The 15,038-nt window shown below is 50.5% G+C and carries 11 protein-coding genes; 6 read left to right on the top strand and 5 right to left on the bottom strand.

The window, feature by feature from the left end; all coding sequences use genetic code 11:
• Positions 1 to 31 precede the first annotated feature (31 nt).
• Positions 32 to 847 carry a cupin domain-containing protein gene (locus ACFVTB_RS04900; RefSeq protein ID WP_387745967.1) on the top strand — a complete coding sequence of 272 codons (816 nt, stop codon included), beginning with the start codon at positions 32 to 34 and terminating at the stop codon, positions 845 to 847.
• A 157-nt stretch (positions 848 to 1,004) separates the two neighbouring features.
• Here ACFVTB_RS04900 and ACFVTB_RS04895 read toward each other — a convergent pair whose 3' ends face one another.
• The 3 genes from ACFVTB_RS04895 to ACFVTB_RS04885 are packed head-to-tail and all read right to left on the bottom strand — an operon-like array spanning position 1,005 to position 3,730.
• Positions 1,005 to 2,117 carry an ABC transporter substrate-binding protein gene (locus ACFVTB_RS04895; protein WP_387745965.1) on the bottom strand — a complete coding sequence of 371 codons (1,113 nt, stop codon included), beginning with the start codon at positions 2,115 to 2,117 and terminating at the stop codon, positions 1,005 to 1,007.
• Positions 2,118 to 2,136: 19 nt separating this feature from the next.
• The gene (locus ACFVTB_RS04890) at positions 2,137 to 2,961 is read right to left on the bottom strand and encodes an ABC transporter permease (protein ID WP_387745963.1); all 825 of its coding nucleotides are present in this window, start codon (positions 2,959 to 2,961) and stop codon (positions 2,137 to 2,139) included.
• Entirely contained in the window at positions 2,930 to 3,730 is an 801-nt protein-coding gene (locus ACFVTB_RS04885; protein ID WP_387745961.1) for an ABC transporter ATP-binding protein, read from the bottom strand. Before ACFVTB_RS04885 ends, ACFVTB_RS04890 begins: the two co-directional genes overlap by 32 nt.
• Before the next feature lie 318 nt (positions 3,731 to 4,048).
• Here ACFVTB_RS04885 and ACFVTB_RS04880 point away from each other — a divergent pair, with 318 nt between their 5' ends.
• The 3 genes from ACFVTB_RS04880 (at position 4,049) to ACFVTB_RS04870 (ending at position 8,820) form a co-directional block, all read left to right on the top strand.
• Complete coding sequence (locus ACFVTB_RS04880; RefSeq protein WP_387746196.1) at positions 4,049 to 4,858, top strand: GyrI-like domain-containing protein; 810 nt, start codon at positions 4,049 to 4,051, stop codon at positions 4,856 to 4,858.
• 290 nt (positions 4,859 to 5,148) lie between these two features.
• Complete coding sequence (locus ACFVTB_RS04875) at positions 5,149 to 6,168, top strand: S-layer homology domain-containing protein (RefSeq protein ID WP_387745959.1); 1,020 nt, start codon at positions 5,149 to 5,151, stop codon at positions 6,166 to 6,168.
• A 546-nt stretch (positions 6,169 to 6,714) separates the two neighbouring features.
• Entirely contained in the window at positions 6,715 to 8,820 is a 2,106-nt protein-coding gene (locus ACFVTB_RS04870; protein WP_387745957.1) for a carbohydrate-binding protein, read from the top strand.
• A gap of 109 nt (positions 8,821 to 8,929) precedes the next feature.
• Here ACFVTB_RS04870 and ACFVTB_RS04865 read toward each other — a convergent pair whose 3' ends face one another.
• Positions 8,930 to 10,630 (bottom strand): alpha/beta fold hydrolase, encoded by a 1,701-nt coding sequence (locus ACFVTB_RS04865; RefSeq protein ID WP_387745956.1) that lies wholly within the window; start codon positions 10,628 to 10,630, stop codon positions 8,930 to 8,932.
• A gap of 704 nt (positions 10,631 to 11,334) precedes the next feature.
• On the opposite strand from ACFVTB_RS04865, the gene ACFVTB_RS04860 reads away from it, so the two are divergent.
• Positions 11,335 to 13,143 (top strand): family 43 glycosylhydrolase, encoded by a 1,809-nt coding sequence (locus ACFVTB_RS04860; RefSeq protein ID WP_387745954.1) that lies wholly within the window; start codon positions 11,335 to 11,337, stop codon positions 13,141 to 13,143.
• Between the two features lie 129 nt (positions 13,144 to 13,272).
• On the opposite strand, the gene ACFVTB_RS04855 is transcribed toward ACFVTB_RS04860, so the two are convergent.
• Positions 13,273 to 13,920: a TetR/AcrR family transcriptional regulator gene (locus ACFVTB_RS04855; protein WP_387745952.1), complete on the bottom strand. Its 648-nt coding sequence runs from the start codon at positions 13,918 to 13,920 to the stop codon at positions 13,273 to 13,275.
• A 211-nt stretch (positions 13,921 to 14,131) separates the two neighbouring features.
• Between ACFVTB_RS04855 and ACFVTB_RS04850 the strand changes: the two genes are divergently transcribed.
• Positions 14,132 to 14,866 carry an SDR family NAD(P)-dependent oxidoreductase gene (locus ACFVTB_RS04850; RefSeq protein ID WP_387745950.1) on the top strand — a complete coding sequence of 245 codons (735 nt, stop codon included), beginning with the start codon at positions 14,132 to 14,134 and terminating at the stop codon, positions 14,864 to 14,866.
• Positions 14,867 to 15,038: the final 172 nt, after the last annotated feature.

The raw sequence follows: 15,038 nt of genomic DNA, 5'->3' as shown, positions 1-15,038 counted from the left end.
TCCGATATCCAATTTTAGAGGAGGAATAACAATGACTACTGCGGAAAAACCGTTAACATCCGGTGCCGTCATCAGATGGTCCGAATTGAATTGGGAAGATCGGGGCGATAAGCTGGTCGCCATTCCGGTAAACGAAGAGAAGGGAGCAACGCTGGTCAAAGGGCTGGTCGTTCGCATCAAGCCAGGCGGCGTCTGGACCAGCTGCGAGAAAGGAAAAGCTCAGGAAGTAGTGGGCGTAATCTGGAAAGGAAAGGGCAGCGCGCGCGTCGGGGACGAAACAAACGCTCTGGAGCCTTCATCCGCGCTGTATGCGCCAGCCGGCGCCGATTATGAAGTAACGGCCGATCAAGGCGAAGAAATTACGTTGTACATTTGGCAGTCGGTACTGCCGGAAGGGTCGCCTACCGCGTCCAGACCGAGACTGTTCAACCATTTGTACAACGAGGAAACTCAGCTTAAAGGCTTTAAAGGCAATGACCCGTCGCAAACGATCCAAAATCCGGCCAATATGAATTTCCTGTTCTGGCCGGGCACCGGCAGCGCCAGACTGTCGCTGCATTGCGGCATTCAGGAGCCAGGGCAAAGCTTTGCCGTTCACCAGCACCCGCAATCGAGCGAGCTGTTCATTGGCGTAGAGGGCAAGGGTGAAATCTATTTGAACGGCGAATGGCTGCCGTTCGAGGCAGGCGACTTGCTCTATGTACCGCAGGGCATCTTCCACGGTACGCGCAATCTTTATACCGGTGAAGGAGCAGCGAGATTTGTTACGACGGGCGGCCCGACGCCTTTTGACGCGAGCTTCTATACGTTCGCCGGCGTGTCTCCGGAGGTTGTGGACCCGGCGTAAGGCGTATCCCCAAAAGCTGCAACGGTATGTAGAAAAGAAAAAGCCCTCTAAACAAGCGACATTGGTTAGCTTAGCTAATCAATGTTCGCCGTTAGAGGGCTTTCTTTTTTAACGGGTACTTTTGGAGTACATTCGTTTTCTGTTGTAAGTCAGGCCATTAAGGAATAGTCACCAGTTCAGGGGCTATGCCTTTCAAATAAGAAGAGTCGATAAAGGTTTTGAAGTCTGGCACTTCTTTGATCTTCTCATTAGCAAGGAGGAACTGGGAGATGCTCTCCAGAGCGCCAACTAGTTCAGGTGTCAGATCAAGCGCATAATGGTTAAGTGCAATTAACGTTTTAATATCGGCTGCGTCTTGTCCGAGCGTTTTGGCGATATGGGCCGCTGCCGCATCCGGGCTCGCTTGAATAAAGGCTACCGATTTGTTCAAGGCACGCAGCACCGCTTTGACCGTTTCTGGATTTTTATCAACAAAGTCGTTATGGCCGACCAGAATTGAATAGGAGCGAATAAGCTGTTGCGGGCCTTCTTCGCCAGGAACATGAGACTCCTTGCCGGTGAGGAGTGCAACGCCGCCGCTTTTCACGCCGTTAAGCGCAACGGGCTGCCAGATAGAGAATGCGTCGATATTACCAGCTTTGAAAGCGGGAACTAGCTCGGTCGGACCGATCTTGAACGATTCAATCGATTTTTGATCGAGGCCGTATTTCTCCACGATGCGGAGGAAGAAAGCTTCCGATACCGTTCCGGGTACAAAGGCGATCTTCTTGCCGTTCAAATCGGCAGGAGTTTTAATTTTGTCCGGATTGACCACCAGCGTTTGCACACCGGATATGTCGGCCTGTTGGGCGACGATTTTGATTGGAAGGCCGGACGCTTTGGCGATAATCGGTGGAATGTCGCCGGAGGAGCCGAGCTGGATGCTCTTCGAGCCGATAGCAGCGGTAACATCGGGACCGGCTGCGAACAGCTCGATTTTGACGTCGAGACCTTCCTCTTTAAAGTAGCCTTCCTCTTTCGCAATGACAATGAGCGGCGATAGCTGCGTATCGCGAGCCGAGCCAATGGACAGGCTAGTCGTTTCTAGCGCGGGCTTAGGCTGCTCGGTCGGCTCGGCCGTGGCTTCCGTGGTAGGGACGGGCGAAGCCGAGGGCGGCGGCGGATCGGTTGCGGCAGGCTTGCCTCCCCCTCCGCAAGCGGTGAGCAGCACGGTTAATACGACGAACAGCAGAATGAGTAGGGATGAGCGATAAGTACGATTTTTAGACATAGCGATAGCCTCCAAATGGTTATTTCCAACGCAGCAGAAGTTTCTCCAGCGCGGTAAGCAGTAAGTTAATAAAGTAGCCGATGATACCGATCGAGATCATGCCGACGAGCACCTGATCGGTTTTAAACATGTAACGCCCCTCTTGAATGAGGAAGCCGAGTCCCTCGTTAGCTGCGATCAGCTCAGAGCCGACTAGGCATATAAAAGCCATGCCCATTCCCGAGCGAATGCCGATCATCAGGTTTGGAATGGCGGCGCGCAGCGTGACGTGAAAGAAAATATGGCCTTTGTGGGCGCCAAGTGATTGCGCGGCTCGAATATGGACGGGATCGACCTGACTAATTCCTCCCGTGATGTTTAGAAGGAGAGGAAAGAAGGCTCCGTAAATAATAATTGAAATTTTCGACCACTCGTCGATGCCGAGCCATAGAATGGCCAGCGATATAAAGGCGAGCGGCGGTATCGGCCTGAGCAGCTCGATAACAGGATTGATTGCATCCCGAAGAAAGCGGGAGGAGCCAAGCATCACTCCGAGCGGGAGCGCGATTGCAAAAGCGACGCCGAAGCCGGAGAAAACGCGTTTTAAGCTGGACAGCGCATGGACGACTAGAGAACCGTCCTGGAGCATATGCCACATCGCTTGCATCGTTTCAATCGGGCCGGGCAGCTGCGCAGGAGCGACATAACCGAGGCCGGTAATCAGCCCCCAAGCAAGCAGCAGGATGGACAAGCCGGACAGCTTGATCAGCAGCCGGGTCCACGCTTTGCCCTGAACAGGCGAGAAGCGTTTCTTTGCGGGCGAATGGACCTCCTTATGCGGTAATGACGGAAAGGCGTTCTCCATACTGGGAATCTCCTTCTCGCAAAGATTCGCTAATTCGGGCCTGATAATGAAGCAGCTTCTCGTCATGGCGATTGCGTAATCTAGGCAGCTCGATACGCAAGTCCAAGGCGATCCGCGCAGGGTTTGGCTGCAGGACGATGACGCGATCGGCCAAATAAACCGCCTCTTGGATGCTGTGAGTGACAAACAGGCATGTTTTGCGCTGTTTCTCCCATAGGCCAAGCAGCTCCGTTTGCAGTTTTTCGCGAGTCTGTTCGTCAAGCGCGGCAAACGGCTCATCCATCAGCAGCATGCTCGGTTCATTGGCAAGCACCCTAGCCAGTCCCGCACGCTGCTTCATTCCTCCGGAAAGCTTGCCGGGATAGTGCTTCTCGAAGCCGGCCAAGCCTACCATTTGAATATAGTGCCGTGCGCGCTCCTTTCGCTTCGCTGCTTGAAACCCGTTCACCCGCAGGCCGAACTCCACGTTTTGTTCTACCGTAAACCATGGAAACAGCGCATATTCCTGAAAAACGACGCCTCGTTCCTTCCCGGGCTTCTCAATCCGCGCGCCGTCAAAATAAATATCGCCTTCATAGGGCTGAAAGCCGGCTATGCAGTTAAGCAGTGTTGTCTTGCCGCAGCCGCTTGGGCCAAGAACGCATATAAACTGTCCGGCGTCTACAGATAGCTTTAGCCGATTCAGGACCAGTCTGTCCGCCGATTGTCCGGGGCTTCTAAAAGCGACGGTGACGTTATCGATCGACAAAATAGGAGAATGTTCATGCAACTTTAGATCCACTCCTTTCTTTTAATTCATACTATTCCGCTAAGATATGTTTAATAATGCTACTACTGTACCAATGATGAATCATGCAATCCAATACCAAATTGGCTATATAATCGATAGCTCGCATGCAATGCATCAGGGTTGAAAAATATTACAATTGCCTATCGTCAAACGTTGATATAATTGGTGGTATTGATGTAACTGAGGGGATCGGGAGTTTTGCCTAAACTTTTTTGCAAATAAGTGTTGACCTTGCCCCAAGGGTAAGCCTGTAGGATGACATTACCGGCCAAGATTGAAGGAGGAAGAAGAGTGGGAATGCTTACGATTGGACTTGTCGCGCGTCTGTATGGCATTACAGCCAAAACGCTGCGCCACTATGATTCGATAGGGCTATTTATGCCGGCTAGAGTGGGCGGGGACAATCTTTATCGAATGTATGCCCCCGAACAGCTGCCTGAATTGCGTACTATTCTGTTCTTGCGATCGATGGGGCTTAGCATCGATTCCATTAAAGAGATGAAGCGCAATGGTACGCTGGACGATGCCGATCGAATGAAAGTGCTCCTCCAGGAGCGGGCGGAAGCTATTCAAGACGAGATGGGTGCCTTGAACAAGCAGCTCCATGAAATTCACCGGATGGTCGAGTTTATGAAGAGCACGGGAGGAATACCTATGGAACCAAAGGTAGTGGAGCAAGAAGCGTTTAGCGTTGTCGGAATGGATTGGGACAGCCAATCGAGCGAGGGCGATATTCCGTTGTTGTGGCATCGATTTGTTCCGCGTGAGCACGAAATCGAAGGCAAACGGCAGCCGGAGGTCAACTATGGCATATGCGTGCCGACCGATACCGAACGCTTCATTTACATCGCTGGTTTCGAAGCCGATGGCGAGCGGCTTCCCGGCGGGATGGTCAAAGTAGACGTTCCGGCTCAGCGTTATGCCGTGTTTACCCATAAGGGGAAGGTGGAGGAGCTGGGCGAGACTTACGAATTGATCTACAGCAAATGGCTGCCTTTGCAAGGCCTTAAGGTAGTTAAGGGGATTGATTATGAACGATATGGCGAGCGTTTTCTTGGCCCGGATAACGAGAACTCGGAGATGGATATTTATATTCCAATAGAGTAGAGGAGGAAGCGCTGCGGGTCAGAGGGTTCTTCCAATCGCCATTAAAGCCTGATTCCTTTTTTTAATAGAGGTTTCGGTAGGAATCTTGCTTTAAAAGCGACCACTGCCGTTTCTCCAGAATCCCTCTGCCCGTTCGCTTTTCTTTCCATTTTCCGTTGTGCACTGATTAAATGTTTGAGTTCCTATTAATTAAAAAAACGACAAAAAACTCCCCGTTCCCATCTATTAAAATGTCATTTTTTAGAATATAATGACGAATAGGCTAGTACATTTTAATAGGGGGATTAGATATGAAAGCAAAACGTTGGATTGCCGCGCTGGCGATTGGCGCTGCTATCAGTTTGACGGGGGCATTAACCGCTGGGGCGGGACCGTCGTCTGCTGACTTTACCGATTTGAAGGACTTGGATGCGGCCACGAAAGCCAAGTTTGACGCCTTGATCGCAGCGGGAATAATCAATGGCGTAAGCGACGTAAATTTCGGTTTGCAAGAAGAAATGAACCGGGCACAGTTTGCGAAGGTCGCAGCCTTGATCTTTGATCTGAAATCGGATCAACCGCCCGCGGCATCCTCTTTTAGCGACGTGTCGGCTGATCACTACGCGCTTCCATACATAGAAGCGTTGAAGAAAGAAGGCATTGTTGACGGCGTAGGTGCAGGCAAATTTGATCCTTCGGGAACGGTCACAAAAGAACAGCTCGCCACCATGCTAGTTCGGGGCCTTGGACAACAACCCGCTGCCGCTCCAGTTAACGACCCGACTGTCTCCGACTGGGCAAAGGGGTATGTCGCGCTAGCGCTGCAATTGAAGCTAGTGACTACAGGAGATAACGGGTCATTTAATGGGAAATCCAACGCTACGCGCGAATTGTTGGTTTTGTCCGCGTTCGAAGCGGCCCAAGTGAAGGGTTCGCTGCCGACTTCGTCGCCATCTCCTTCGCCGACACCAACACCGACTCCGTCACCGACACCAGCGCCAGCAACATCTTGGACTTCGTCTCCATCGCAGCCGACGCCGGAGCCAACGCCGACCCCGACGCCGCCAGTCGAGACGCAGGTTCCGCCTACCGAAACGCCGGATGTAACAGACCAGCCAACGGATGAGCCGACAGAAACGCCTTACGAAACGCCGGGTCCTGCAGAAACGCCATATGTTACCGATGAGCCGACGAATCAACCAACAGACAATCCGGGTCCAACTGAGACCCCGACGCCAACGCCAATAATCATTCCACCAACGCCTTTTCCACCAGTCGGTCTACCGTCTTTTATTCCATCTCCACCACCCACTTTTCCAGATATACCATAAACGATTTCAATTCTAGCAGCGATAAAGTAGAAGGCCCGCCGATGCGGGTCTTCTTTTTGTGTTCTTGCATCTATTTGCGGATCAAACATAAAATCAGAGCTTGACTGAAAAGGAGAGAGCAGCGAAGGGGCAGAGGGATTCTGGAGAAACGATAGTGGTCGCTTTTAAAGCAAGATTCCTACCTCAGACCATTATTAAATTAATAAAGGAATCAGGCTTTAATGGCGATGGGAAGAACCCTCTGACCCGCAGCGCTTCCCTTACCTAAAGTCAAAGTACTGATTTCGGTTTTGAGCCTGTTTTTGCATCTATTTGCACTGTAAAAGTCAAGATTGCCCTCTTTACCTTTCAAAATGATTGTATGAATATGGTAGAGACAGGCATCCCGACCTGCTCAACTCCTGTTTCGATTTAATAGCAAACTTCTACGTGTCCGGCGAAACGTACGGATCGGGACTGTCCAGAAAGGAGGAGTCGGACGACCGTTTGGAACGGTGATTAAGACGATATAGCAATCCTATTTAAAAATGGTGAGGAGGAGCAAAAATGATGATTCATGCAGTTCAACGGCAAGGCCATAAAAGGTGGCTGTCCGCAGCGCTTATTGTTGCCTTGCTGCTGACAACGATGGCGTTTGGACCGTCAGCCGTACATGCAGCTTCCGCTTACGTACAGACAGCGGCGTCAAGCTACAGCGGACAGTCGGGGATTCAGTTGGAGGCTTCCAGTGAGGGAGGGCAAAATGTCGCTTTTATCGATAACGGCGACTATATTCGATTTGATAATATTGATTTCGGAAATGGTGCAAGCGCTTTCTCGGTGAGGGTGGCGAGCAATGCGAATGGCGGAGCTATCGAAGCGAGACTGGGCAGCGCAACCGGCACGCTAGCAGCGACATGTACAGTGCCGGGCACAGGCGGCTGGCAAAACTGGACGACGGTAAATTGCCCCGTTAGCGGCAATCCGTCCGGTACGCAAACGCTGTTCCTGAAGTTTACGGGAGGCACGGGCAACCTGTTCAATCTACTCTGGTTCAAATTTACAGCTGCAAGCACGCCTACAAAATCGGCATTCGTGCAGACAGCGGCGTCAAGCTACGATGCGCAATCCGGCACTCAACTGGAGACTTCCAGTGAGGGAGGACAAAATGTCGCTTTTATCGACAATGGCGACTATATCCGGTTTAACAGCCTTGATTTCGGAAATGGTGCAAACGCTTTCTTGGCGAGAGTCGCGAGCAATACGAACGGCGGATCGATTGAGGTGCGTCTGGATAGCTTGACCGGCACGCTTGCAGGGACATGTACCGTTCCTTCTACCGGCGGCTGGCAAACCTGGGTAACGAGAAACTGCACGGTCTCGAACATAACGGGCGTGCATGACGTCTTTCTGAAATTTACAGGCGGGGCGGGCGCTTTGTTCAATATCAACTGGTTCCGCTTTGACCAGTCCACTCCTCAGCCTACAGGGGGAGATGTCGTCGGAAAAGTGATCGCCGGTTATCAAGGCTGGTTCAATGCTGCGGGAGACGGCTCTCCGAACGGAGGCTGGATTCACTGGTCCAAGAACAGCTCTGCGCCAGGCTCAGGGAATAACACGAATTTTGACTTATATCCGGATCTTAGAGAGTATTCCAAAACGTACGCAACCAGTCTGCAAAATTTGAATAACGGACAGCAAGCTAGGCTGTTCTCCTCCTACGATCAGGAGACCGTCAACAAGCACTTTGAATGGATGCAAACTTATAATATTGACGGTGCGGCGCTGCAAAGGTTTGGAGCGAGCGCGAGCAGTACGCCGGACAACTGGCGTCTCAATCGGGACAGCGTCGCGGTTAAGGTGAAAAATGCGGCCGAGAGCTATAATCGCAAGTTTTACGTCATGTACGACATCACCGGCATGGACCCGAACAACTGGGTTAATGCGGTGAAATACGACTGGACGAACAATGCCGTTAACAGCATGAATCTGACAACGTCTTCGGCTTACGCGAAGCAAAACGGCAAAATTGTCGTTTGTATTTGGGGAATCGGCTTTACGGACCGGCCGGGAACGGCAGCAGAATCGTCGGCGCTTATTCAGTGGTTCAAAGATCAAAACATTTACGTCATTGGCGGTGTGCCAACGTATTGGAGAACCGGCGTTGAGGATTCCAAGTCGGGCTTCTTGAGCGTGTATCAATCGCTAGACATGCTCTCCCCTTGGTATGTGGGCCGTTTCTCGGGTCTGGACGGGGCGGATCATTTCAAAAATAATTTTATGCAGCAAGACTTGGCGATGACGAACCAATACGGGATTGATTATCAGCCGGTGATGTGGCCAGGCTTCTCCTGGTACAATTTGCACGGCGGACCGCAAAATCAGATTCCGAGACTGCATGGCGATTTCATGTGGAGGCAGGCATATAACGCCAAGAGCCTTGGCATTAGCAGCGGATATGTAGCTATGTTCGACGAATATGATGAAGGTACGGCAATTGCGAAGGCAGCGGAAAACGCCTCAATGGCTCCTGCTAATCACTACTTCCTGACGCTCGATGCGGACGGAGTTGCGGTATCGTCGGATTTCTATCTGAGACTTACGGGTGACATCAACCGAATGCTGAAAGGACAAATACCGGCGACTGCGCAGCATCCGACAAGTCACCAGTAATATGCCAAAAAGCCGTCACTTGGGTCGTAACGACCTGAGTGACGGCCTTTTTTTCATGTGGGCCAGTTAGCAGTTTTTGCAGATATCCTCATCAAGCAGGATGATTGCTTTATTTCTGCTTCAAAATCCAACTAGCGATATCGTCAATGACCTTCTGCGAGACGAGGCCCGGAAGTAAGTACTCTTGTCTCGTACCGGCGCCAGGGCCATCATATTCGACGAAGAAGTGGTTCATGCTAGGATACAATTTGAAGCTGGCATTCGATTTATTTTTGAACAACTCTTGCCAACGAATATAGTCATTGTCCGCGTATACTTGGAAGTCACTTTCCCCTTGCAGCACGAGGACAGGCTTGGTCAATTGGGCAGCATAGTCCGCGGCGCTGTGACTGTCCATTTCCTTGTAATAAAGCGCAGGGATTTGGAAAACGGTTGTGCTCGCTGCTTCCGCATCAGACATATCGGCAATCGTTTTCGCTTTGGCATATTCGGCCGCCACCCAAGCTTTTGTTACTGCTTTTGCAGGGTCATTTGGATTCATTTCTGCAACCAGGTCGGTCCATTGGTCATGAAAAATCTCCCACAAATTTCTCGGAGAACCGGCGAGCAGAACAAGGCCTGCGAAATCGCCGCCCTGAGCATCGATCCGTGGCGCTAGCAAGCCACCGAGACTATGGCCGGCAATATATACTTTTTCCGCATCGATTCGTTTGTCGCTTTTAAGCAGCTTCGACGCTAATATGGCGTCATCGACAGTTTCTTCTTTGACAGTTAATTGAGCTGCCTCTAACGGAGAGAAGCTGGCTCCGTAAGCAAAGGTCCGTTTGTCGTAACGAAGAACGGCGATGCCTTGCTCGGCTAATCCATAGGCGAGATCGCGGAAAGTTTTGAAACCCAAGCCCGATTCATCGCGATCGGAAGGTCCCGATCCATGAACGAGCACGATGGCCGGCACGGGACCGCTTGCCCCTTTTGGTAGAGTTAATGTGCCGCCAAGCTCATAGTCGGTACCTTTGCCAACGGTCACTTCTTCCTCGATAACGGTCTGAGGCAATTGTGCGTCGATAGGAAGGGGCGTAATTTGAAAACCAAGAAGCTGGTCGATGGAGTTCATCGGAAAGACAAACTTGTAAATGGCATTGTCAAATTTCAAATGCGCTTCTGTCAGTTGCGTATTCAGATCGATTGTTTCGCTGAATACCTCTATTACTTCAACGAATTGACCGGCTGCCGTATTGAACTGTTTCCAGATCGTGCCGAGATTTTCAGCGGTTATGGAAGGTTTGGCAATGTCGGCAAAATAACGATCAATAAGCTCCTGATGCTTTCCCGCTTGCAGGAGTTTTACCACTTCCTCAACAAAATCCTCTGGCTCGACAATAGGGGCCGTGATGGAAGCAGTATGGGCGGTTTTATCGTATTTTGTTGTTAGGCCGAGCACTTGTTCGAAGAAGGTGAGCGGTACGTATACCCGGTTTTTAATAGAACTCACGGCCGGACTGAACGTCAATTTGACCTGACCGACACGAGCCTCTTTGGAGCCCGACTTGAATGCGACGAGAAGCCCCGGTCTCGTTAGTAGGATCTGTTGTGTGGTCTGATCGAAGGAAACGTTTAGGCGGAGTTGTTCCGCCACTGCGCGAAGTGGTACCATCGGGATACCGTTTTTTTCATAAGGCTGCACATCGGAGAATTGGACCTGTGTGCCGTTAACCTTTACTGTGACTTGCGAGGCGGCACTGGCTGCATACACTGGCACGATAGTCAGCAATAGCAACAGCGCCATAACTGAAGCAACATACTTACGCATTATTTCTACCTCCCCTGGAATGTTTGACCATTATTAATACGAAATACTTCCATAATTGGTTGCGGGGAGCTTATATTCTCAGAGGGGCGGAGAAGGAAAACAGGCGCATCCCTCATTTATAGGAGAGGCCTGTTTTAGCTTAAATTCTGGTTCTACATCAAAATCAGTTCTTGACGCAAAAGAAGAGAGTAGCGAAGGGGCAGAGGGATTCTGGAGAAACGGCAGTGGTCGCTTTTAAAGCATGATTCCTACCTCAAACCTCTATTAAATAAAGGAATCAGGCTTTAATGGCGATCGGAAGAACCCTCTGACCCGTAGTGTTTCCCCTCACTTATGTCAAGCACTGATTTCGGTTTTGAGCTTAAATTCTTATAATAATAATATAAATAATATATTCTTTATGGTTAACATATGCTTCAATTATAGCTGTATCATCATTAAATAACAGGCGTTTTACAGAGCAAATGAAAACATTATCTTCCAAAAAGCTAAGAATGACTAGTAAAAGTTTAAAATTACCTCACTACATAATACATGACATATACTGTAAGCTAGTAGTAGAAATAAATTAACATTTTTACCACAAGGAAAGATAGGAGGTGAGTCTGAGTCGACACCGTTACTCGGCTGCCAGCAAGATTGCGAACTAAAATGAAAGCGCATACCGGGAATCCCGGATCCTATGAAATGGGGAGGTAACACTAGTGAGGAAAAAGTTTTTGAGTCTGTTTTTGTCAGGAACGATGTTGCTGACTGTATTTACCGGATTCACCTCTTCTTCATCAGCAGCAGAGCCCGTCATCACATCAGGAAACCCTATATTCACCAGTATTTTTACCGCCGATCCTTCCGCGCATGTGTGGAATGACGGACGTATTTACGTATACGCATCACATGATATTTTCCCTTCCAGAGGCAGCGATTTAATGGATAAATACCACGTCTTCTCGTCGGACAACATGGTCGACTGGGTAGACGAAGGCGAGATTTTGCGCGCCGACGACGTGTCGTGGGGACGGCCGGAAGGCGGCTTTATGTGGGCTCCCGATGCAGCTTACAAAGACGGCACCTACTACTTCTACTACCCTCATCCAAGCGGTACGAACTGGAACGATACTTGGAGGATCGGCGTAGCGACAAGCAATCAGCCTGCCGCCAATTTCACGGATCAAGGCTATATCCAAGGGCTTCCGGGCAGCAACTTGATCGACCCTGCTGTGTTCCGCGATGATGACGGCAGCTACTACCTATACGCTGGCGGCGGAGGAAAAAGCTACGGCGGCAAGCTGGGCGCCGACATGATGTCGATTGATGGACAATTCAAGCAGTTCACAGAGTTGGAAGACTTCCATGAAGCGTCATGGGTTTTCAAGCGCGGCAGCATCTATTATCTGATGTATTCCGACAATAACCCTGGAGCCAACCGGATGCGGTACGCGACAAGCAGCAGCCCGCTAGGTCCATGGGTAAACCGCGGCGTCATTCTCGATCCGGTGAAAAACAGCGAAACTTCCCACGGCTCGATCGTCGAATACAAAGGCAACTGGTACATGTTCTATCACAACGGCGAAATTTCTTCCAACGGCACGCTTCGCTCCGTCTGTGTGGATCAGGTCAACTTCAATCCAGACGGCACGATTCAAAAGGTAACGCAAACGACGAGCGGCGTTTCGGCTGTCGGGCCGCGCTCTCCGGCAACCGAGATTAAATACTATGATCTCATTAATGAAAGCTTTACCGAATACACGCAAAAAACAGAATATGCGATGAACGCCAGCAACGTAACGATCGGCGGCGGAGCTGTTCGTCCAGGAGCAAATGTGGAGAATATGCATACGCAAGGCTCTTACATCCAGTTGAGCGGCATTAATGGCGGAGCAGGCGGCAAAGCGCTCATTACCGTTCAGTACTCATCGGGTGACACAGGCGCGGCCTTTAAGGTTGATTCCAGCGGCGATACGGCGGGAGACGGCTACTTCCTGTCCTTGCCGGGCACGGGCGGCTGGGGCAATTACACCGGCAGAGCCAACCGTCTGATCGATCTGAACCCTGGAACGAACAACACAATCAAGCTGACAGGCGGCATGGGTGGAGCCAATATCTCCAAAGTGACTGTATCGTTGAAAGGGCAGGCGCCTCAAGAGACGGAATATCTGATGAGCGGAACCAATGTAACCGTTAGCGGCGGGGCGACCCGTTCGGGCGGCAATATTGAGAACTTGCACATCTCGGGCTCCAACGTTCAAGTGTCCGGCATTAATGGCGGTACTGGCGGTCAGAAGACGCTTACGATAATCTACGCCTCAAACGACAACTCTTCAACCTTTAGAGTGAATGCAAGCGGAGATTCGTCCGGTAACGGATATTCGGTAACTTTACCGGGAACCGGCGGATGGGGCACCTTCACGGGACGTGTCAGCCGTGTTATCGACTTGAATCCAGGCTCGAACAATGTCATTAAAATAACCGGCGGCAATGGAGGAGCCAACATCAGCAAGATTATTATTTCGTAGTTCAAACAGAATGGCAGCTTTGCAGCTTGCTTGCTGCAGCTAATCTATACGTACAAAATAAGCTCGGCAGCCTATTCATTGGAATAAGCTGCCCGAGCTTTTATTTTTCAACATAATCACAGATAAACGCTACAATTGGACAGGAATTCGATCACATGCCGCCCGATACTCGTCATCCGAATCGACAACTTGGCGCGAGAGCTCCAGCATGGTGGCTCCCTCGGTCAGCATGATTGGAAGGGCGCGATCGGCCAGTTCCTCCGGCGATTCCTTCTGGCCCTGACAGTTCCAGCGATAAGTAATGCCATAGATGGCCCAACTGACCATCGTGATAACCATGTGGCTTGTAGGATCCGGGGCCGGATAGCTCTGCCCGAGCGATCGGGTTACGAACTGTTCTATTTGCAATTTAATATTTGCTTCGACAACGGGAGCCGCCGATTCGTAATGTCTGGCGATTTGGCTGCTTGAGTTCGCGTGGTAGTCGCATAAGGCCATAATAACGTTTTTAAGCATATCATGAGAAAATTTGCTGTTTGTATCAACCCGGTTTTGCACATACTCCATAAAGGTATCTGAGAGGAGCGTATCCAGCAAAGCGTATTTGTCGGCAAAATGAGCGTAAAAGGTCGCGCGGTTTACCGTTGCCTGCTTTGTAATATCGCTTACGGTAATATCGTTGAAGTCTCGTTTGTTCAGCAGCGCGACAAACGCATCTAGAATAAGCTGGCGCGTACGTACAACGCGAGGATCGTTCGAATTGAGAACATGCGACATGATGGTCACCTCCGCAACCTTATTATAGGAAATTCGCCCGTTCTTACGCAACAGCTGTCGGCTTCCAATTAAGAGAAGAAAGACAGAATTCCAATAGTATTGCGTAAGCGACACAATCGCGATTTTGTCGGTTGCCCCTCGATATCGGTATTGTTAAAATGCTAGCGTCGGACTTGATTAAAACCGCTTACAATGTGAGGAGGCAATTACAATGGGTAAATTGACAGGGAAAGTGGCTATCGTAACGGGAGGCTCTCGCGGACAAGGAGCTGCTCATGTTCGCGCTTTTATTGAGGAAGGCGCAAAGGTCGCATTTACAGATATTTTAGTTGAGCAGGGGGAAGCGTTGGCGAAGGAGCTTGGCGCCAATGCACTGTTCATCCAACAAGACGTTTCGAATCCAGCGGATTGGGAGCGCGTCGTCGAAGCGACCGAATCTGCATTCGGTCCGGTTAACGTTCTGGTCAACAACGCGGGCGTTGCTTTTTTGAAGGAGATTAGGGATACGACGGTCGAAGAGTTTCAGAGAGTTGTTAACATCAACCAAGTCAGTGTGTTCCTGGGCATGAAGGCCGTACTTCCTTCGATGGAACGCGCGGGCTCCGGCTCGATCATCAACGTGTCTTCCGCCGCTGGCGATAAAGGCATTCCGGGGAACGTCGCTTACGGCGGAACCAAGTATGCAATTCGTGGAATGAGCAGAGTCGCTGCGCTTGAATTCGTACCGTACAATATTCGCGTCAACACAATCATGCCTGGCGTTATTCAAACGCCAATGGTCGGCGACCCCGATCCGGACAGAGTGGCGAATATCGTAGCAGGAATTCCAATGAAACGCCTTGCTTCTCCGGAAGAGGTGTCCAAGCTGGCCGTATTCTTGGCATCGGACGATTCCAGCTATTCGACGGGGGCGGACTTTGTCGTTGACGGCGGATTCCTTATCTAAGAAAAAGAAACTGCGCCTCATAAGGATTAGATGCAATCTAACCTCTGAGGCGCAGTTTTTTTGCATTACGGCTTTAACGAGTTCGGGAAACCTAGTATGTCAGCCATTTCGATAGGAATGTAATATAGATGAGACACGCTTGCAGCAAAGCGTGTCTTTTTATTTGAGCAAT

Source organism: Paenibacillus sp. NPDC058071, assembly GCF_042885235.1.
Classification (GTDB): domain Bacteria; phylum Bacillota; class Bacilli; order Paenibacillales; family Paenibacillaceae; genus Pristimantibacillus.
This window is presented reverse-complemented; position numbering and strand designations above follow the sequence as displayed.